This window comes from Emticicia sp. W12TSBA100-4, from assembly GCF_040253585.1.
Lineage (GTDB): Bacteria > Bacteroidota > Bacteroidia > Cytophagales > Spirosomataceae > Emticicia.
Genome location: NZ_JBELAU010000020.1, coordinates 37,851 through 56,227, shown reverse-complemented (window position 1 = coordinate 56,227; position 18,377 = coordinate 37,851). Strand labels below are relative to the sequence as shown.

The 18,377-nt window shown below is 33.6% G+C and carries 22 protein-coding genes; 1 reads left to right on the top strand and 21 read right to left on the bottom strand.

Going from position 1 to position 18,377, the window contains the following annotated elements; translation table 11 throughout:
* Positions 1-63: 63 nt before the first annotated feature.
* From ABR854_RS23630 to ABR854_RS23600, 7 genes are all read right to left on the bottom strand, one after another.
* Complete coding sequence (locus tag ABR854_RS23630) at positions 64-282, bottom strand: GDCCVxC domain-containing (seleno)protein (RefSeq protein ID WP_255035224.1); 219 nt, start codon at positions 280-282, stop codon at positions 64-66.
* Positions 282-899 carry a mercuric transport protein MerTP gene (gene merTP / locus ABR854_RS23625; protein WP_255035223.1) on the bottom strand — a complete coding sequence of 206 codons (618 nt, stop codon included), beginning with the start codon at positions 897-899 and terminating at the stop codon, positions 282-284. The genes ABR854_RS23630 and merTP overlap by 1 nt, the downstream gene beginning before the upstream one ends.
* On the bottom strand, positions 896-1,270 hold the full coding sequence (locus tag ABR854_RS23620) for an ArsR/SmtB family transcription factor (protein ID WP_188764938.1): 375 nt from the start codon (positions 1,268-1,270) through the stop codon (positions 896-898). Before ABR854_RS23620 ends, merTP begins: the two co-directional genes overlap by 4 nt.
* Before the next feature lie 103 nt (positions 1,271-1,373).
* Positions 1,374-1,949: a redoxin domain-containing protein gene (locus tag ABR854_RS23615; protein WP_350268323.1), complete on the bottom strand. Its 576-nt coding sequence runs from the start codon at positions 1,947-1,949 to the stop codon at positions 1,374-1,376.
* A 31-nt stretch (positions 1,950-1,980) separates the two neighbouring features.
* Positions 1,981-2,361, bottom strand: coding sequence for a hypothetical protein (locus ABR854_RS23610; protein ID WP_350268322.1), 381 nt, complete (start codon positions 2,359-2,361; stop codon positions 1,981-1,983).
* A gap of 25 nt (positions 2,362-2,386) precedes the next feature.
* Entirely contained in the window at positions 2,387-2,716 is a 330-nt protein-coding gene (locus ABR854_RS23605; protein WP_350268321.1) for a YnfA family protein, read from the bottom strand.
* Between the two features lie 33 nt (positions 2,717-2,749).
* Positions 2,750-3,016: a hypothetical protein gene (locus ABR854_RS23600; RefSeq protein WP_350268320.1), complete on the bottom strand. Its 267-nt coding sequence runs from the start codon at positions 3,014-3,016 to the stop codon at positions 2,750-2,752.
* A gap of 88 nt (positions 3,017-3,104) precedes the next feature.
* On the opposite strand from ABR854_RS23600, the gene ABR854_RS23595 reads away from it, so the two are divergent.
* Positions 3,105-3,503 carry a MerR family transcriptional regulator gene (locus ABR854_RS23595; protein ID WP_350268319.1) on the top strand — a complete coding sequence of 133 codons (399 nt, stop codon included), beginning with the start codon at positions 3,105-3,107 and terminating at the stop codon, positions 3,501-3,503.
* Between the two features lie 103 nt (positions 3,504-3,606).
* Here the strand turns inward: ABR854_RS23595 and ABR854_RS23590 are convergent, their stop codons facing one another.
* From ABR854_RS23590 to ABR854_RS23525, 14 genes are all read right to left on the bottom strand, one after another.
* Positions 3,607-5,940 carry a multicopper oxidase domain-containing protein gene (locus tag ABR854_RS23590; RefSeq protein ID WP_350268318.1) on the bottom strand — a complete coding sequence of 778 codons (2,334 nt, stop codon included), beginning with the start codon at positions 5,938-5,940 and terminating at the stop codon, positions 3,607-3,609.
* Positions 5,937-6,677 (bottom strand): PepSY domain-containing protein, encoded by a 741-nt coding sequence (locus ABR854_RS23585; RefSeq protein ID WP_350268317.1) that lies wholly within the window; start codon positions 6,675-6,677, stop codon positions 5,937-5,939. Before ABR854_RS23585 ends, ABR854_RS23590 begins: the two co-directional genes overlap by 4 nt.
* Positions 6,678-6,794: 117 nt before the next feature.
* Positions 6,795-7,988 (bottom strand): efflux RND transporter periplasmic adaptor subunit, encoded by a 1,194-nt coding sequence (locus ABR854_RS23580; RefSeq protein WP_255035241.1) that lies wholly within the window; start codon positions 7,986-7,988, stop codon positions 6,795-6,797.
* 4 nt (positions 7,989-7,992) lie between these two features.
* On the bottom strand, positions 7,993-9,237 hold the full coding sequence (locus tag ABR854_RS23575) for a heavy metal-binding domain-containing protein (RefSeq protein ID WP_255035240.1): 1,245 nt from the start codon (positions 9,235-9,237) through the stop codon (positions 7,993-7,995).
* Entirely contained in the window at positions 9,234-10,487 is a 1,254-nt protein-coding gene (locus ABR854_RS23570) for a TolC family protein (RefSeq protein ID WP_350268316.1), read from the bottom strand. Before ABR854_RS23570 ends, ABR854_RS23575 begins: the two co-directional genes overlap by 4 nt.
* Positions 10,474-12,411: an efflux RND transporter permease subunit gene (locus ABR854_RS23565; RefSeq protein WP_350268315.1), complete on the bottom strand. Its 1,938-nt coding sequence runs from the start codon at positions 12,409-12,411 to the stop codon at positions 10,474-10,476. Before ABR854_RS23565 ends, ABR854_RS23570 begins: the two co-directional genes overlap by 14 nt.
* Before the next feature lie 4 nt (positions 12,412-12,415).
* Positions 12,416-13,687, bottom strand: coding sequence for an efflux RND transporter permease subunit (locus ABR854_RS23560; protein WP_350268314.1), 1,272 nt, complete (start codon positions 13,685-13,687; stop codon positions 12,416-12,418).
* A gap of 10 nt (positions 13,688-13,697) precedes the next feature.
* Positions 13,698-14,267: a DUF3347 domain-containing protein gene (locus tag ABR854_RS23555; protein ID WP_350268313.1), complete on the bottom strand. Its 570-nt coding sequence runs from the start codon at positions 14,265-14,267 to the stop codon at positions 13,698-13,700.
* A gap of 12 nt (positions 14,268-14,279) precedes the next feature.
* Positions 14,280-15,527: a type II restriction enzyme NmeDI-related protein gene (locus tag ABR854_RS23550; protein ID WP_350268312.1), complete on the bottom strand. Its 1,248-nt coding sequence runs from the start codon at positions 15,525-15,527 to the stop codon at positions 14,280-14,282.
* The gene (locus ABR854_RS23545; protein ID WP_350268311.1) at positions 15,527-16,093 is read right to left on the bottom strand and encodes a hypothetical protein; all 567 of its coding nucleotides are present in this window, start codon (positions 16,091-16,093) and stop codon (positions 15,527-15,529) included. Before ABR854_RS23545 ends, ABR854_RS23550 begins: the two co-directional genes overlap by 1 nt.
* Positions 16,041-16,742 carry a class I SAM-dependent methyltransferase gene (locus ABR854_RS23540; RefSeq protein ID WP_350268310.1) on the bottom strand — a complete coding sequence of 234 codons (702 nt, stop codon included), beginning with the start codon at positions 16,740-16,742 and terminating at the stop codon, positions 16,041-16,043. The genes ABR854_RS23545 and ABR854_RS23540 overlap by 53 nt, the downstream gene beginning before the upstream one ends.
* A 6-nt stretch (positions 16,743-16,748) precedes the next feature.
* Complete coding sequence (locus tag ABR854_RS23535) at positions 16,749-17,195, bottom strand: heme-binding domain-containing protein (protein WP_350268309.1); 447 nt, start codon at positions 17,193-17,195, stop codon at positions 16,749-16,751.
* A gap of 1 nt (position 17,196) precedes the next feature.
* On the bottom strand, positions 17,197-17,742 hold the full coding sequence (locus tag ABR854_RS23530) for a DUF3347 domain-containing protein (RefSeq protein ID WP_350268308.1): 546 nt from the start codon (positions 17,740-17,742) through the stop codon (positions 17,197-17,199).
* Positions 17,743-17,884: 142 nt separating this feature from the next.
* Positions 17,885-18,340, bottom strand: coding sequence for a DUF3659 domain-containing protein (locus ABR854_RS23525; RefSeq protein WP_350268307.1), 456 nt, complete (start codon positions 18,338-18,340; stop codon positions 17,885-17,887).
* Positions 18,341-18,377 lie beyond the last annotated feature (37 nt).

The following is an 18,377-nucleotide window of genomic DNA, read 5'->3' as shown; positions in this document are numbered from 1 at the left end:
GGAAATATATTTTGATATATAGAATTGGATTCTATTTAACTTTTGAGAATCAAATTCTATTTTTTACACCCCACAGCACGATTTAGCGTCTTGTTGAATTGGCGGACATGGTACAGTTCCATAGCTACAAAAAACACAACAATCTCCATTAAGTGGCTTTAAAACTTGCTTACATTTTTCACAATCATAAAAATATTGGCAAGCATCAGTTGGCATTATTTCTAATTTTTTGTGTCCACAATTAGGACAAGTTATTTCTGATTCTAAACTAATATTTACCATTAAAATATATTTTTATGATTCACAACTTTGTAACCTGTTGAATTAATTGCTTTTGTGATTTCTTTAATATTTGTTTTTTTGTTATCAAATTCCACAATTGCATTCCCTTTTTCATACGAGACTTGTACAATTATAATCCCTTTTAATTTACTGACTTCAGATTTCACATGAACTTCGCAACCTGTACAGGTCATACCACTAATTATAAACTCAATTTTTTGGCTTTTCACCGCTTGGTTTATCGTAACTTTATTATCAGTTTTTTGAAAAAATAAATGAGAGTAACTTGGAAAGGATAAGAGTAAAATTGACAAAATAGTTATCATGGTTAAAAATGTTTTAGTTTGTAAAAATGATACTTTACTATCTGTTTCACAATTGCAATTGAGCGATTCGCCGCTTGTTTGTTTTTGTGTTTTTAGTTTTTTATACCAAGCCAACCCTAAAATCAATGCTGTTGAGCCAATAAAATAAGGTCTTGCAGGGTCGAGCCACGAAAAAGTGGAAGCAATGCCAGTTGTGCCAGCCAAAATAGCCAAAACAGGCATAATACAGCACAATGAGGATGCCAAAGCTGTAATAATACTTAAATTTGGAAGCGAAGTGGTAGTTTTCATAATGCTAATTCGGCTTGCTGAATATGCTGAAATAGTGGTTCTATTACCTTTAAATGATTGGGTTTTAGAGAATAAAAAATCGTTTGCCCAACTTTACGAAACTGAATAAGGTTTGCATCTTTGAGTTTACGAAGATGCTGGGAAACAGCAGGTACACTCATTTCTAAAATATCAGAAATATCACAAGGACAAAGTTCATTTTCTTGGTTAAGTAGAAACAGAATTTTCAAACGCACTTCATTTCCTGCTAAATTTAGCACTTGGGCAAGATTAGCAAATGAGTTTTCGGCAACTTTGAGTTGTTGCTTACAGTTGTAAATCTGAACTTGGTCGGCAAAAGCTCTAATGCAACTTATTTCTTGATTATCCATTTAATGGTTTTGAATTATGTAACAAATATATTAATTATTTAAGCAAATCCTTAAATAACTATTTAAAAAAATCTCATTATAGTGTATATAATGAGATTTTTATTTATTTACGATAAGTAATCGTACAGCCTTTGGCAATACTGGTCTTGGTTTTTATTTCTTCTTTTGCCAAAATCGAAGCGATGGCAGTTTCAACATATTTGGTTGTTATCTTGGTTTCGTCTCTATTATCATCAATTGCACCGATGTAGGCGATTTTGTAAACACCTTTTTCTTTTACCAAAATCACCGTATGCGTATTGACAATTGCACCGTAAGCAAACGATATTTTTTGGTCGGCATCGTGCAAATATTCAAAATTAAAACCTTTTTCATTGGCAACGGTTTTCATGTCTTCCCTCGAATCGGCAGGGTCAATCGCAATCACAGGAAAACCTAACTTTGCATATTTTTCTTGCAAATCTTTTACACGATTTTGGTACATTTTCGCAATCGGGCAATTATTAGTCAAAAAAGTAAGAATCACACCTTTTGAATCTTTGAAATTTTCTAAAGAAACCGTTTTTCCATCAATATTTTTCAATTCAAAAGTAATCGCATTACTATTAATAGATGGAGCGGTTGGTGTATCGCTCAAGAAGAAGCTAAAACTTAGAATAAAAACTAATAGAATTTTCATAAAATTATTTGATTAAAACGAATGATAATTGTTATAATGTTAGTTCAGACTTAATAAAATCTTTTACTCCTTTTGGACCAGTCAATGCTAAATATACATATTTTTTTTCGGCAGAAACAGAAAGCTGAAAATTAAAGAAATCGCAACACTGCCTTTCTGTTTTGATGAAATCTGCTAACATCGCAATTGTTTCATCGCTATCTTTGAAAGCATATTTTATGCCGTTTTTGAGTTCAACTGTCTCTACAGTTTCTTTTTTCAAATTTGTAATTACTGTTGCTTTTCTTTCTTTAAATTCTGCCGATGTGAGTTTACAAGCCATTGCAGTACCTTCGCTGCAACATGATTCCTTTTTTTGAGCTACTGCTTGAAAGCAACAAAAAAAGAGTCCGAGAATTGTTAGTTTTTTCATTTTTTAGAATTAAGTTTTGTTGATTTTATTGCCTTTTAGCAAAGAAAATGATAGAAATACCTACAAAAACGATAATTGCACCAATAATATCAAATTTATCAGGTTTGAAATTATCAAATTTATAAGCCCAAATCAACGACATGATGATAAATATTCCACCATAAGCGGCATAAGTTCGAGCAAAATTATTGGGTTGAAAAGTTGCGACAATACCATAAAATACAAGCAAAAACCCACCCAAAAGACCATACCAAATTGGTTTTTCTTCTTTCAACCAAAGCCATATCAGATACCCACCGCCAATTTCACACAAACCAGCTAAAATAAAAATTGACATTACTTTTATGACGCTCATTTGGCTTGTTTTTATGACAAAAATAATGAAATTTTATGATTTTACCGTGTTTTCTTCTTTACAATCACAATCTGTTTCGCATGAAGCTGCACAGGCTTTTTTTGCTTGATTTTTTTGATAGAAATAGTAGGCAAAAAAGATTCCTGCCAATCCTAATGCGATAATTCCGATTTTTTCGAGATAAAAAGCGATTGCGGTCAATGAGCTAATACCTGCAACTGCACCTATGATTGGCAAAGCACAACACAATCCGCAAAGTGTAATACCGAGCCAACCTAATTTTTTTGCTGTTTTTTCCATTATTTGTTTTGTTTTAAAATTACATTTGCAAAGATAAACAGTGGAGTATAGTCCATTGTCAAGCGAAATTTCTAAAAACTTTTGAAAAATGTTAATTGGAGAATTATCAAACAAAACAGGATTATCGAGAGATACGATTCGTTTTTACGAAAAACAAGGGTTGATTTCGATAGGTAGAAAAGAGAGGCGAGAAAATAATTATAAGGAGTATTCCGAAAATACGCTTCACAAATTGCTTACTATCAAGCGAATAAAGAGTTTTGGTTTTACATTAAATGAAACGGAAGAGTTTTTGACTTTGCTCGATAGAGATGCGGCAACTTGTGAAAATGTTGCTGAGAAAATGAATGAAAAACTGTTTAAAATTGAAGAAAGAATAAAAGAATTGCAAGCCTTAAAAGCCTCATTATCAAATGATTTGACAAATTGCATGAGCAATTGTTGCCAATCAGAAAGCAACAATTGCCAGATGTTAAGTCTAAATTAAAATTTCATTTTTAAAGTTTTTTACTGGTTTTCGGTCTTATGTCTTTTAGTTAATGACGAAAACAGAGTGGTCGAATACAATATTTATTCATTTCAAATTTTCCTTAATAATTAAACCCAATTCCCACGCCAAAGCCCATATCGCTGTCATAATGGATTCGACCTTTGATGTTTCTTGAAAAAATATAATCAAATCCGCCCATGTACTCTTTATCTGTATTGACCATAAACATTCCTCTTATTCGTTTACTCAATGGGATGTCTTCTCTTGATAATTGAAGACGAAAATTGCCATCAGTAAATATTTCTGACTGCAAACGTACCAGCATTGGTAAGGTGTAATTAAAACCTAAACTCAATAAACTACGATTATCTTTGGTATTGGTTTGCCCAAAAATATTTTTTTCAACTTCATCTATGCCAAATTTTCTATATCTCCAATCAAATCCAATAAATGGCATAAACCATTGCATTTTACCTATGTATCGCCCAATATGGGTTTCTGTTTCATAGCCGTGCCTGACGTGATAACCTAATCGCCATTCAGTTCCGATGCTCCAACGGGTGTTTTGTAGCATCAACATTCCATCATTTCCATTGGTAGCAAAGTCGTTTTCAGCCATTAAGTGAAATTTTCTATCATCGGCAAAAAGTTTTCTTTGGGCTAATTTAGGATTAGGAATAAGAGGATTAGCGGCTTGATTTTCATAAGTAAAAACCCGACCCATGCCACTCATCATGTGATAAAGGATATGGCAATGAAAAAACCAGTCGCCTTCAACATTGGCGTTAAATTCAAGTGTGTCGGTTTCCATTGGCATTATATCTACGATATTTTTTAATGGAGCATAGTCGCCGTGACCGTTTAGTAATCTAAAATCATGTCCGTGCAAGTGCATGGGGTGTCGCATCATTGAGCCATTATAAAGCACAATTCGTACATTTTCGCCTTTTTTTATTAAAATTTTGTCAGCTTCCGAAACTACTTTATTGTCTAAACTCCAAACATAGCGGTTCATGTTTCCACTCAATTCAAAACGCAATTCTTTGACTGGTGCATCTTTGGGAAGGTTGGTAATTGTGGGCGATTTTAGCATTGCGTAGTTCAAAGTAACAATATCTGAAAGTTCGTTGCTATTGTATTGGGATTCATCCATTTTCATTTCACCCATTTCCATGTTTTTCATGTCATGTTTTTTGGCTTCGCCTGTAATCTCAGGGTACATCACCACATTCATATCCATCTGATTGAGGCTCATTGACATTCCCATATCGTCCAAATCTCCATTCATTTTCATCATGCCATTCATCATTTTCATTCCCTCAAAATATTTGAGTTTTGGCATTGGTTTGGCTTTTACTTGATTTCCAGCTCCTAAAATCAGAGAGGCTGACTTTGTGCGGTCTTCGGAAGTTACTAAAAATTCAAAAGATTTATCTTCTGGAATGGTAACGATTACATCATAAGTTTCAGAAACTGCAACAATCAGTCTATCAACTTCAACTGGCTCTACATCGTTGCCATCATTGGCTACTATAGTTATTTTTCCACCCGCATAATTTAGCCAAAAATACGTTGAAGCTCCGCCGTTTGAAATTCTCAAACGTACTTTATCGCCTGCTTTGAATTGTGAAAGCTGACTTTCATTCTTACCATTGATTAAAAATTTGTCATAATAGACATCACTTACATCCATTGCATTCATTCGTTTCCACTCGTTGGTTACTTTGGTTTTAAAATAACCTTGTTTGATTGCTTCGCCATAACTTTGGGTTGTACCTTTTTTGATAGCAAACCAATCTGTGGCATTGTGTAACATTCGATGGACATTATTAGGATTGTAGTCTGTCCATTCGCTTAAAACAATCGGAATGGTAGGTAAATCGTCAATACCATTTCTAAAATTATTGTCGCCTGACTTTTTCAACATTACAAAATTACCATACATTCCGATTTGTTCTTGCAAACCCGAATGGCTATGATACCAGTGTGTGCCATGCTGAATAATAGGAAATTTATACAAATGCGTTGTGTGGGGTTTGATGGGCATTTGTGTCAGGTTAGGCACACCATCCTCTTTGTTAGGCAAAAACAAGCCGTGCCAGTGCAATGAAGTTTCTTCATTCAATTCGTTATGCACATAGATTTCTGCCGTATCTCCTTCGGTAAAGGTCAGTGTCGGCATCGGAATTTGCCCATTTACGGCAATGGCACGTTTTGATTTACCACTAAAATTGACAATGGTATCTCTTACATATAAATCATATCGAACGGTTTTTGAAATATGATTTTCCTTTTTATTTGAGATATTATCACTGTTTTTCTCTACGGTTGTAGTAGAAGTTTGAGGCATAGGCATTGTATGATGCTCATGTTGTGCTTTTAGAGAAAAAGCCCCAAAGGAAATACCTACGATTAAAGAAACTGTAAATTTCATATTATTTTTGATTTTCTTTGACTTACGAAAAATAGAATAAACCCTGTTGAAATAGTAAGCAAGCCAAATATTGAGAATGCTCTTAATAGCCAATTAGAAATATTATCACGACTTTGGTAATCCATTGTGTGTAGCATCCAAAGAAAATCGAAGACTCTCCATTTGTTGTTTCTGAATTTCTGAACTGTACCTAACTCTGAACTCACATACACTGTTGTATTTGAAGGGTGGTCAAACGTAACTGCATAAGCTGGCAATGGGCTTTCTCGATATTCGTGATGCCCATTTGTGGTGGTCAGATATTCAATGTTTTTTACTTTCGCATCATCTGAAAAGTTTTGTTGAGCTACTTCTGTGGCTTCTTTTTTTGTTAATGGAGAACGTAACTCACCTGATGTAGCGTAAGCTAACTGTACTTTTTTGCCCCTATCATGTTCTTTTGAATAGAAAATTTGATAAACAGGTTCGCTCAAAAGTTGAATTAATCGAATATCAAAAATGTAATTAACGGTATCTTTCAGTTTGATTTTTTGAATAATATCTTGTGGATTTACTAATTTTATATCGCTTCCAATCGGGTGAATATGAGCCTTTTGGTGGTCGCCATGTACTTCGTCCATATTTGACCAACTGAAATATAAGCCACCAACTGTCCAAAACAGAAATTGGATACCTAAAATAACGCCCATCCATCGGTGGGTTTTTCTGATTTTTCTGCGAAACTCTGCTTTTTTCATTTTTTAAACCGTTTTTGAAATTTTTTCCATGATTCTATGACTATCACCAAATCGGCAAAGTGCATCTTCCCAAAAGTTTAGTTATTTCTGTGTATCGCTACGATAATTTTCTGCTATTTACATTTTCATACCGGCCATAGGGTCGGTTCCATTTTTAAATACAAATTCACTATTTAACAGATAGGCACCGGAGGTTACAACAATATCCTTTATGTCTAAACCACTTTTTATTTCTATTCTATTTTCGTTTTCTATGCCAATTTCAACCATTTTACTTGTAAAGGTATTTTTACCTGTTTGTACCCAAACTGTAGCACTTTTACTATCTCGAATGACAGCATCGGCGGGCAGTGTGATGGAGTGAACGCTTGGGTTTTTGATTATTACATAAACGGGCATACCAGGTTTTAGTTTTTGGGTGTTATTTGCTATCGCAAACCGAACGGTATTTATTCTTGAATTGCTGTTTAATTCGGGGTTGATGAACTCAACTTTTGCATTCATCTCAAGGTTATCTAAATCGGGAATAAGAATTTTGGACGAACTATTTTTTTGTAAGAATGATAATTGTGATGAATATGCTTGTGTTTCTACCCATAATGTCGAGAGATTTGCTATATCTACAATATTTCCGCCTTCCATTACATAGCTTCCTTCTTGAACAGCTATAGAAGTAAAATAGCCAGAAGATGGACTATAAAAGGTAGTGGTATTTGATGTTTTTTGGGTTTGTTCTAACTCTTTAATTTGATTTTTAGACATTCCCCACAACAACAATTTATTAGTAGCTGCTGCAATTATTTCATCAATACTAATTATGGCTTTATTAAATTTCTTTTTTTGATTGATTGCCAAAATATATTCTTGCTTGGCATTATTAAGTTCTTCGCTATAAATTTCGTATAGTGGAGAACCTGCCGTAACATAATCTCCCACAGTTTTATAGTAAAGTTTATCTATTCGCCCCATTATTCTTGAACTAACGGATTGCCTTTCATTTTGATTGTAATTGAGAACTCCTGTTAAAACTATTTTTTCATTAAGTGTTCCAACTGAAAGTGTATCGGTTTTGATATTGCCTAAACGTAATTGTTCATCATTTAAATATATTTCACCAGCCTTCAAGTTGCTTTGTTTTTTTACCATTACCAAATCCATATGGCAAATAGGGCAGGTTCCCATTTTGTCGGAAACTACCTGTGGGTGCATTGAGCAAGTGTAATAAGTGTTGTGGTCGGTATGTGCCATCTTTTTGTCTTTGCAAGACAAAAAGAGCATTAAAATTGTTAAAAATATTATTGTAGGTTTCATTGTCTTAATTTTTTGTTTTAATAAAACTTTCACTGTCCATTAAAAATTGAGCATTTATGGCTATGCTATCGGTTGGGTTTAATCCTTCTGTAATTTCGATTAAATTATTGTATTTAATACCTGTTTTAACTTTAACAGGAGCTAAACCATTTTGATATTTCTTAAATACTACTTTTTCTAAACCCAAATTGAGTACAGATGTGGCGGCTACCCAATTGGAACGTTGTGGTTTTGCCATAATCGTAGCTTTGACTTGAGAACCAATAGGCAACTGTAATTTGTTGTTGTTAAAATACACACGAACGATTGTATTTTTACTTTCATTTCTATAAAAAGGTTCTATAAAATCAATTGCCCCATAAATTTTATTATCTGAAACAGATTCGGGTGTTAATTCAACAGCAATTCCTTTTTTAATAAGATGTAAATCGTCATTGAAAATGCTCAATAAAGCATATACTTTATCTTGATTAAAAATTGTAAACACCGATTGCCCTTTTTGAACATACATTCCTTCTTTTATTTTTAATTCAACATTGTTCATGCCGGCATTGGCAACATTCATTGTGGTATTATTGTTTTGCATTTCTCTCTCCTCCCCAGCATCGTGTAAATGCCCTGTATAATTTGCATAAACACTTATATATGGATTCGGTTTTAGGGTTGTAATTACATTTTGAATCTCGTTATCAGCCACTCCTAAAAGGCGTAAACGTTGTTTTGAAGCTTCAATTAGTGTTGTGTTCGTATTATCGTTTTTAAATAAGAAAATTAAATTTTGTTGTTCTGTTAATAATTCGGGGCTGTATATTTCCATAATTTTTTGCCCTCTATACACCTTTTGATATTTATATTTTACAAATAATTTTTCGATTCTTCCGGCAACTTTTGAAGAAATACTTCCTACATAGTTTTTATCGTAGCTTACAACGCCAAGAGCCTTAACTAAAACATTGATAGTAGAGTCTTGCATCGTGCTTAAAGGTATTGTACTGATGGCAAATTCATCGGTAGGTTTTAGAAGGAAATCATAATCATCTAAGTTTTCGGTTGGGGTATGATTTGAATGTTCCGTTATTTTTACTAATTCCATTCCACATTTAGGGCACTTGCCCGGCTTATCGCTAAAAACCGAATCGGAAGGCATTGGACAGGTATATGCTGCTTCCTGCGTTTTATGACTGCTTTTTTTTGTATTGCAGCCAAGCAAAACTGTCAATATGACGAATATTAAATTTAAACTTTTCATTTCTTTTCAATTAATTTATCTAACGACACTTGCATTTCGAGTGCTTTATTTAAAATGTCAAAGTATTCAAGTTGTGTCATATTAAGTTTTTCCCAAGCATCAAATAGCATAAAAAGTTCTTCGGTATTTTGTTCGTATGCCAGTTGCATTGTTTTGTAATTATTTTTTAATGCAGGTATAATATTTTCATCATACAGTTTCAACTGTTTTTGTTTTAGTTGAAATTCGTTTCGCATACTGTTTGCCATACCCATATATTCAACAGCCATCATTTGTTTTTGAGATTGCAAAGCATTGTTTTTCCAAATTATACTTTGAATGTTAGCCTTGTTCATTTTTGATGCCCAACTTACCATTGGTAACTTAACCATAGCCATTATTGAGTATTGTAAGGGTTGCCCTCCGAAGCCAATTGCATTATCATATTTTACTCCAAACTGTGGCTTTAAACTTGCTTTTTCTGTTTCTATTTTTAATGTATTTAGATTGGTTTGCTTATCAATGGCTTTCAAATCGCTTCTATTGTTATAAAACAATGTACTATCAAAGCTGAATGAAGAATAATCATTCCAGACAATAGATGTGTCAATTTGAAAGTAAGAAAATGAATTTTTGTTCATTAAGGCATTTAACTTTATCCTTCGGTCTCGTATTTCGCTTTCATACATCAATTGCATATTTTGAGAATAGCCTAATGCCGCTTTGGCTTTATAGTAAGCACTAATTTTTTCAAGTCCATTTTTATACCTTAATTCTGCATTTTTAATCATAAACTCTAACAGTTCTTGATTGGCTTTGGATACGATAAGTCTTTTTTGCAAAATTATCCAATCATAATAGTATTGTTTGGCCTGTTGTACCAGTTCATTTAAGTCTGCATTTTTCTTTTCCTTTTCAACAGAAGACATAGCTTTCATATAGGCTTCGTCAGCGTTCAGTTTCTTTTTGTTTGGAAACATCTGTTCTGCAGATAACATAACCGAACCCATACCTAACATATCACCATTTCTTTTCCAAAGGTTTACATTATAGGGAGTCATAAATTGCCCGATACCTGCGGTTGGTGGCATCCAACTTTTAGCCCCTAAAGCTGCTTCATCCATCGAGCGTATCTCATTTTTGTACATTTCCACTACGGGATGATTTTTTTCAACACTATCAATAATGGCTTTTAATGAAAGTGTTTGTCCATAGCCATATTCTGAAAAGAATATCAAAATGCTAAATATAAAACTTCTATTCTTTGACATCTATTAGTTCAATTTTACCTTTACGTAATAATTCTCTTTCCTTTATTATTTCAAACACTACTGGTGTGATAAGTAACACATAGATAGTAGAGGTAATCGTGCCACCAATTAATGGGATTGAGATGGGTCGCATCATATCACTACCTACGCCCGTGGCCCATAATATTGGAATCAGACCAAATAATCCTACACTGACTGTCATTAGCTTCGGGCGAAGTCTTTTGGTGGAGCCATCCATTACAAATTTTCTTATTATTGATGGATTAAGTGTCTCTTTTGAATTGCCATGTTCTTTAACCATTTCTATCATTGAAGCATTTAGATAGATTGTCATTAACATAGCTGTCTCAATTGCCATTCCAAAAAGAGCAATAAAACCAACCGCTACTGCAACGGATAAATTAATATTATAAAAATAAACCATAAAAACACCTCCAACTAACGCAAATGGCACGGTAATCATAGTAATTAATGATTCTTTAAAAGAATGATAGGTAAAATATAAAACCATAAAAATGATTAATATCACAATAGGCATTATCAATTTTAAAGTACGGTTTGCCCGAATTTGATTTTCCCATTGACCACTCCATTCTATGAAATACCCTTTTGGTAACTTGGTAAGAAGTGCATTAAGTTTTTTCTGTGTTTCAGTTACAGTACTGCCTAAATCTCGTTCTCGGACATTAAATAAAACAGTACCTCGCAACATTGCATTTTCAGAATTTATCATAGGAGGCCCATCACTTAAAGAAATATCTGCAATGGATTCTAATGGAATTGTCCCATATTGCATTGTTTGTACTTGCAACCTTTTCAATGCGACAAGGCTGTTTCTAAAGTCTTGTCCGTATCTGGCATTCACAGAAAACCTTTGCCTTCCTTCTATTGTGGTGGTAAGTTTCATACCACCTAATGCACTTTCAACTACTGCATTTACATCGTCAATAGATAGTCCATATCTTCCAATTTCATCTCTTTTTATGGTAATATCAATATACTTTCCCCCTGTAATAGGCTCAACATATAAATCTTTCACACCATCTATTCCTTGTAATTCTTTTTTTATTTTTTGAGAAAACGCATAAATAGTATCTAAATTCTGACCATATACCTTTACTCCTACATCGGTACGAATACCAGTTGAAAGCATATTTATGCGATTAATGATTGGCATTGTCCAGCCATTGGTTGTGCCAGGTATTTGAATTTTTGCATTCAGTTCATTTATAATATCATTTTTAGTAATCCCTTTACGCCACTCATTTTGTGGTTTTAGTAAAATAATTGTTTCAATCATACTGATAGGTGAATTATCTGTTGCGGTGTTTGCTCTTCCTGCTTTTCCTAAAACGTGAACTACTTCGGGTACAGACCTTATAATTTTATCTTGCACTTGCAATATTCTTTTAGTTTCAGAATTTGAAACATCAGGTAACGTTACTGGCATAAATAGTAGCGAACCTTCATCTAAAGGAGGCATAAATTCAGAACCTAATTTGGTCATCATTATCCCCCCAATTACTAAAGCCACTACATTTAATAAAATTGTAGTTTTTCTCCATGTTAGGCAAACCCTTAATATTGGAGTATATATTTTCTCTAAAAAACGAGTAATGGGGTTCGCCTCTTCAGGTTTTAGTTTACCTTTTAAAAGCAAAGAGATTAATACTGGAGTAAGTGTAATTGCCAAAAAAGCATCAACGAGTAAGATAAAAGTTTTTGTCCAAGCTAATGGATGAAACAGTTTTCCTTCCATACCCGTTAGCATAAAAACAGGAAGAAAAGAGGTAACCACAATAATAGTTGAATAAAAAACGCCTGGCCCCACCTGTTTAGAAGAGGATTCAATAATTTGCATTTTTTCATCCGCACTCAATGGGTCTATTTGTTTGGCAAATATTTTTTTTATATTTAAGTTCATTGCTTTATTTTTTTAATTCTTGAGCGTGACTTATATGTCTGTACGCATTTTCAACCATTACGATTCCGTCATCAACTACTACGCCTATAGCCAAAGCAATCCCTGTTAATGACATTATATTTGAGGAGATACCAAACATTTCAAGGAAAATAAAGCCAGCGGCAACCGATATTGGCAATTGTATAAGAATTATTAATGCACTACGCCAATGAAACAGAAAAATGAATACTACAATAGATACCGTTATCATTTCTTCAATCAAAGTGCCTTTTACTGATTCAATAGCCGCTTTTATGAGCGTACTTCTATCATAAGACGTTTTAAATAAAACACCTTCTGGTAAGCCTTTTTGAACTTCTTTCATTTTTTCTTTTACCCCTGTAATTACTTTATCGGCATTTTCTCCATATCTCATAACTACAATTCCTCCTACAACCTCACCCTTACCATCCATATCAAAAATGCCCAAACGTAAATCACCACCCATTTGCACCGAACCAATATCTTTTACTCTGACAGGAATGCCATTATTATTACTAATAGCCGTATTTTCTATATCCTCTAAATTTTTAATATACCCAAGCCCCCTAATAATATATGCCATATTGCTCATTTCAAACTTTCTCCCACCCACATCATTATTGTTTGCCTTTATTTTATTCATCACATCCATCAAAGTGATATTGTAATATTGAAGTTTGACAGGGTCTATTATTATTTGATACTGTTTTTCAAAGCCGCCAAATGATGCTACCTCAGCCACCCCAGGCACTGTTTGTAAGGCAAGTTTTACATACCAATCTTGTAAAGCCCTTTGTTCTCCCAAATCCATTTTGGGTGCATCAATATGATACCAAAAGATATGACCAACACCAGTGCCGTCGGGACCTAAGGATGGAGTAACACCTTGCGGTAAAAGTCTTTGGGCGTAATTCAACCTTTCTAATACTCTTGTTCTTGCCCAATAAATATCAACATCGTCTTCAAAAATGATATAAACAAAACTCATCCCGAACATTGATGTACCCCTTACATTTTTTATTTTGGGGATACCTTGCAGATTGCTTACCAATGGGTAGGTAACCTGGTCTTCAATCACTTGTGGACTTCTTCCCATCCATTCCGTAAAAACTATTACCTGATTTTCACTTAAATCAGGAATGGCATCTATTGGATTCTTTTGAATAGAATAGACACCATAGGCAAATAGTGCCGCTGCTAATAGTAGCACTATTGCCCTATTTTTTAGTGATATTGAAATTAATTTTTCTACCATTTTTAATTATTTAATATTCTTTTTTTACAGAACCGCAGGTAAGCATTTCAGCACCATAATATGGATTTTTAATTCCTTTTGTTTCGCTAAGCCAAGAAGCCCCTTTATTATCATTAAACATTGGACAGAAATCTTGATAAAGTTTCTTTGAGGTGACAGATTGAGCTACTAAATCAATGGCATCCTTGCTTATCAAAGCAAAATGTTCTCGTTGATGGTCAATTTTATCAGCATTATCTCTAATATGCTCTCCATTTTCCTTTATACTTTCCAGAATTTCTAATACTTCTTTGGTTTGATTATTTGTTTTTTTTTCTAAGCTTGCCAAGATTTTCTTACTGGCATCGCTTGCCGCCTTGCTATTATCGTTGACCAAAGCATTTTTTAAGTCGAGATAGCCCGAAATAATATCATCAAAGCTGCTATTAGTAGTGGAATGGGTAAAGTGAGTGCTATCTGTTGCAGACATATTTACCCTCTCTTTGTGTTGGGTAGAATCAGCATTATTAGTGTTTGATTGATTTAAATTACAAGCTAAAAAAAGGCTTGAAATAATTGCAAATGTGATTGTTTTTTTCATTTTTGAATGTATTTAAACAGTTTTTGAGATTTTTTCCATTATTTTATGACTGTCGCCAAATCGGCAAAGTGCATCACAATTTTGGCGTAACTCTGTAAATAATATGTATTTGATAGGTGTTTTGATTTGTCTGATTGATGGGCGTGAAAGTTGCATAATCACATCTTTTTCACGACTTTCGGGTACAACTAAATAAAAGATTTCATCACCATCAGCGATTGAATAAGAAAGGTCGGTCAATCTTAAAATTCCTGAATAAATACTTGTACTTTTTTCTACTTCAAAGGCACAAATAACATTGTTTGTGCCTTTTTCAAACCACAAAACATCAATCAGTTTGATGGTGTTTGCTGTATCTTTGTCGCAATCAATTGCAGGAAACTTATCAGTACTCATAAACGAAAAACTTTTACCCTCATAAGACCTCGAACGGTCATTTGATGCGACAAAAGCATCATAACCCAAACTTTGTCCAATTTTTAGTAAATGAAATTGCATTTCAGAATGAAGGTTTTCTTCCAATTTTTCTTCTCTGATTTCTTTTTGGCGTTTTTCGATGCTTTTTTCTAATTTACTTCGTTCGTCTTCACTCAAATATTCATCATTGCCAATGAGCATTTTTTGCGTTCCAATTTCAAAACAAAGCCCTGCGATTGCTCCTAAATCATTTGATAATTCAGCCTTATGTTTTTGATTGGTTTCAATCAAAACCTCTCTAATTTTAAAATATTCAGACCATGAGCCTAATTTCTTTTTATCATTAAACAAAGTATTGAAACCATTGACGATGGCTGTATTGAAAGGTGGAAATAATGTTGGGTGCAAGAAATACAAAATGCTACCAACGGCAGGACCTAAACCTTTGATTTTGAGGGCATCTAATCGTACAATTTCTTTGATAATTTGCTCCTCTGTTTTGGCATTGATACAGTTTTCAAGAAATTGACCAAAAGCCGTTTTATTGCTTGGATTTTCATAAATGTCAGGGATTCTTAATTTAGGCTTCCAATAAAACGGATGCGAAACCCCTACAAAAACTTGTTTTTGTTCGGCAATACAGTTCAAGACAAACTCTAAGGAACTGCCCTTAAAATCATTTGGAAAAGTTTTGTTTTTAATGTCTTCCACTACTTGTAAAACACCCCTTCGGATGGTACGAAATGCTTTTAAGCGTTGGTCATTATCAATAAACCAAGTATTATAAACACTCTGTGAATCTGTTTTATATTGGTGAATGATTTGAGATAAATTTGTAGTCATTAGATGAGTTTTTCTAAGTTTTTAAATTCTTCGATGGCGTGTTTAGTAAGGGCATTTTGCCTCGAAAGAGTAAAAATAAACTTTTTGATAAACCAATCTTTAATTCCGCCAGATTTCTGTTGATTACCGATTTGTAAATCATGTGTTACGAGTGTTCCATTTGGTGTTTCGTCAAAGGTTAAAATCAAATAAACGGGAATTTTATAGATAGCTTTCATAATGATTTTATGATTTTTCATAACTCCGACTACTTCCCACTGATGATTTACTCGAAAACCTCCAATTCTTTCATCGAAATAGAAAACAGAACCTCTTATTGCCTCTGTTTGCTTGATTATCATAAAACCCGCATGGTCTTCTGGATGCCATGCCATGTATTTAGGCTTATCCAAACTAAACATAAAGTCATAAATCTGACTTGGTTGTTTACCAAAAACTTCTATTTTCGTAACATGATTTATTGCAAATACATGGTTAGAAAGCATCAACAAAACGATTGATTGACAGCACTTTTTAACAAGCGGAATGCCACCCGTTTTTTTGAAAATCGACTTTAATAATTTCATTTTTTCGAGCAGTAAAGTATGAAAAAGTACCAATGATAGTATTGATTGAATCTGAAATGAAAATATTATCAAAACCAGCCTTTTCTATGAAATTGGGCATTAGCCCTCTTACATTGTCGTTGGTGGTTTTGAATCCATCTAAAATTTGAACCAAACCAAAAGTTAATCGCATGAGTATATTTGCAGCTTCGCCCCAATCGGCAATTATCAATTTCCCATTTGGTTTCAGAACTCTGAAAATCTCCTTTAAACATTTTAGCTTTGTTTCTGCATCTAATTGATGAAAAACCAAACAACTATAAACTTTGTCGAATTGATTATTGGCGTAAGGCAACATAACTCCATCATATAAGTCTAATGGAATTGAGAGATTATTTTTAGCTATTTTATACGCCGCTATTTCCTTTACTTTTGGGTCAATATCTACGCCTCGTAAATCTACATTTGCACATTCTTTTGTAACTAAAAGTAGATTTTGAGCAGTCCCAAAGCCAAACTCTAAAATCTTTTCATCGGATTTCGGTTTGATAGTATCTACCAAAAGCCTACGAAATTTCTTTTCAGGCATCGTTAGTTTGATTGCTAAATCGTAGTATGCCGTCAAAAAATCATAACCTAATGCGGGTATAAAGTTTGGGGTTGTTTGCATGAGTAATTATTCGTCAGTAATAATAGTGTTAATCCAAGCAATAATTTCTTGTTTTTGTTGTTCAGATAATTTAGCCTTTTGATGAATCAGCGTATAAGATGCTAATGGCATTTCGTTTGATTCGATTTGTTTTGCAATTCTCTCTAATTTAGTTTCTTGTCTTCTTCGACTATAATTTCCCCATTCACTAAAATTTAGGTTCTCTTTCCCTGTTTTTATATGGTATTCCATTAAAAACCTTGATGGCTGTAAATATGAATACCAAGGGTAATGTGTGTTGTTACTGTGGCAATCGTAGCAAGAATTTTGTAAAGTTTGTTGTACTTTGATGGGTATATTATAGACTTTGGCAATATGAATCGGCAAAACCTGCCCGTTGTCTGAATTTCGGGCAGGTTGGTAGAATTGCAGGAGCAAAAAAACTATTAAACTAAAAAAGATGTTTTTTTTCATCTTAAATTTCTTTTTTTACAGAGCCACAAGTCATCATTGCTTTACCATAATAAGGATTTTGGATTGCCTTTGTTTCACTAATCCACATCGCTCCTTTGCCCCCATTTGCCATCGGGCAGAAATCTTGATAAAGTTTTGGACCACTATTGCCAAAGGTTTTAAGTAAATCGTTCACATCTTTACTCAGCATTACAAAATATTCTCTTTGGTGAGCTATTTTTCCAGCATTTTCTTCAATATGCTTGGCATTTTCTTTCAAATCATCGGCAACGTCCATATAGCCTTTCATTTGGTCGGCAGACAAACTTTTCATGTCAATTTTAGCCATTGATGCTATGATTGCTTTCCCTGCATTGGCAGCACCTTTTGCATCATCTTTGATTAGTGCATTTTTCAAAACCAAGTAATTGCTTACTATTTCATCAATAATTGACGTTTTTTGAGATGTTGTTGATGATACTTTCATTCCGCTTGTCGTGCCTGCATTGGTATTGAGAGCGGTGAATACGAATGCCATTGCAATGGCTGAAAACATTGTTTTTTTCATTTTTTTTACATTTAATAATGAATGATAGATGGTTTATTGGCAACATTTCTTTACAAAAAGAAATTTAAAGACCTTAATTAGTAAGTTTTTCATTTGAATTATCATTTTAAAATATAAGAAGGAAAAACAAACTTCGATAAAATCAATGTTTATGCTCTGCCATTTTATCAGAGGGCATACAGTGGTTTTCGTACAAACAATGGACTGCACAGGCTGCTTGTTGTTTATAATTATTATGCAAAAGCATTACGACTTCTCCTTTGGCATTTTTCACTTCACACATACCATTATGGACTGGTTCTCCGATGGTATAATTTTCTTCTTTTCCATTTGAATAATAAACAAAAGTTCCATTTTTAGGGGCTTTGCCGAGAACTTTTCCTTTATCGTCCACTATGTTTCCATTTCCATCTATTTTCGTAACAAGCTTGCCTGCGTTATTCACGCCTCCTTTTGAAGTCAATGACCCAATTTGTTTTTTCTCATAATAGATATGCCCTTTGTAGTCAACCTTTGGAATCATGTTAGTTGATTTTTGAGCAAATACATTCGATAATGCTATAAGTACGAAACTCATAGATAAGATTACATTTTTCATTTTTCTTGGTTGTTTAAATTAAATATTCATTTTACTG

Excerpts from the sequence above, each read along its gene's own strand:
- ABR854_RS23555 (WP_350268313.1), bottom strand. The coding sequence starts at position 14,267 with ATGAAAAAAACAATCACATTTGCAATTATTTCAAGCCTTTTTTTAGCT.
- ABR854_RS23525 (WP_350268307.1), bottom strand. The coding sequence starts at position 18,340 with ATGAAAAATGTAATCTTATCTATGAGTTTCGTACTTATAGCATTATCG.
- ABR854_RS23600 (WP_350268320.1), bottom strand. The coding sequence starts at position 3,016 with ATGGAAAAAACAGCAAAAAAATTAGGTTGGCTCGGTATTACACTTTGC.
- ABR854_RS23575 (WP_255035240.1), bottom strand. The coding sequence starts at position 9,237 with ATGAAAAGTTTAAATTTAATATTCGTCATATTGACAGTTTTGCTTGGC.
- merTP (WP_255035223.1), bottom strand. The coding sequence starts at position 899 with ATGAAAACTACCACTTCGCTTCCAAATTTAAGTATTATTACAGCTTTG.
- ABR854_RS23530 (WP_350268308.1), bottom strand. The coding sequence starts at position 17,742 with ATGAAAAAAACAATGTTTTCAGCCATTGCAATGGCATTCGTATTCACC.
- ABR854_RS23570 (WP_350268316.1), bottom strand. The coding sequence starts at position 10,487 with ATGTCAAAGAATAGAAGTTTTATATTTAGCATTTTGATATTCTTTTCA.
- ABR854_RS23610 (WP_350268322.1), bottom strand. The coding sequence starts at position 2,361 with ATGAAAAAACTAACAATTCTCGGACTCTTTTTTTGTTGCTTTCAAGCA.
- ABR854_RS23595 (WP_350268319.1), top strand. The coding sequence starts at position 3,105 with ATGTTAATTGGAGAATTATCAAACAAAACAGGATTATCGAGAGATACG.
- ABR854_RS23565 (WP_350268315.1), bottom strand. The coding sequence starts at position 12,411 with ATGAACTTAAATATAAAAAAAATATTTGCCAAACAAATAGACCCATTG.
- ABR854_RS23630 (WP_255035224.1), bottom strand. The coding sequence starts at position 282 with ATGGTAAATATTAGTTTAGAATCAGAAATAACTTGTCCTAATTGTGGA.
- ABR854_RS23590 (WP_350268318.1), bottom strand. The coding sequence starts at position 5,940 with ATGAAATTTACAGTTTCTTTAATCGTAGGTATTTCCTTTGGGGCTTTT.
- ABR854_RS23585 (WP_350268317.1), bottom strand. The coding sequence starts at position 6,677 with ATGAAAAAAGCAGAGTTTCGCAGAAAAATCAGAAAAACCCACCGATGG.
- ABR854_RS23535 (WP_350268309.1), bottom strand. The coding sequence starts at position 17,195 with ATGAAAAAAAACATCTTTTTTAGTTTAATAGTTTTTTTGCTCCTGCAA.
- ABR854_RS23550 (WP_350268312.1), bottom strand. The coding sequence starts at position 15,527 with ATGACTACAAATTTATCTCAAATCATTCACCAATATAAAACAGATTCA.
- ABR854_RS23560 (WP_350268314.1), bottom strand. The coding sequence starts at position 13,687 with ATGGTAGAAAAATTAATTTCAATATCACTAAAAAATAGGGCAATAGTG.
- ABR854_RS23580 (WP_255035241.1), bottom strand. The coding sequence starts at position 7,988 with ATGAAACCTACAATAATATTTTTAACAATTTTAATGCTCTTTTTGTCT.
- ABR854_RS23545 (WP_350268311.1), bottom strand. The coding sequence starts at position 16,093 with ATGAAATTATTAAAGTCGATTTTCAAAAAAACGGGTGGCATTCCGCTT.
- ABR854_RS23540 (WP_350268310.1), bottom strand. The coding sequence starts at position 16,742 with ATGCAAACAACCCCAAACTTTATACCCGCATTAGGTTATGATTTTTTG.
- ABR854_RS23615 (WP_350268323.1), bottom strand. The coding sequence starts at position 1,949 with ATGAAAATTCTATTAGTTTTTATTCTAAGTTTTAGCTTCTTCTTGAGC.
- ABR854_RS23620 (WP_188764938.1), bottom strand. The coding sequence starts at position 1,270 with ATGGATAATCAAGAAATAAGTTGCATTAGAGCTTTTGCCGACCAAGTT.
- ABR854_RS23605 (WP_350268321.1), bottom strand. The coding sequence starts at position 2,716 with ATGAGCGTCATAAAAGTAATGTCAATTTTTATTTTAGCTGGTTTGTGT.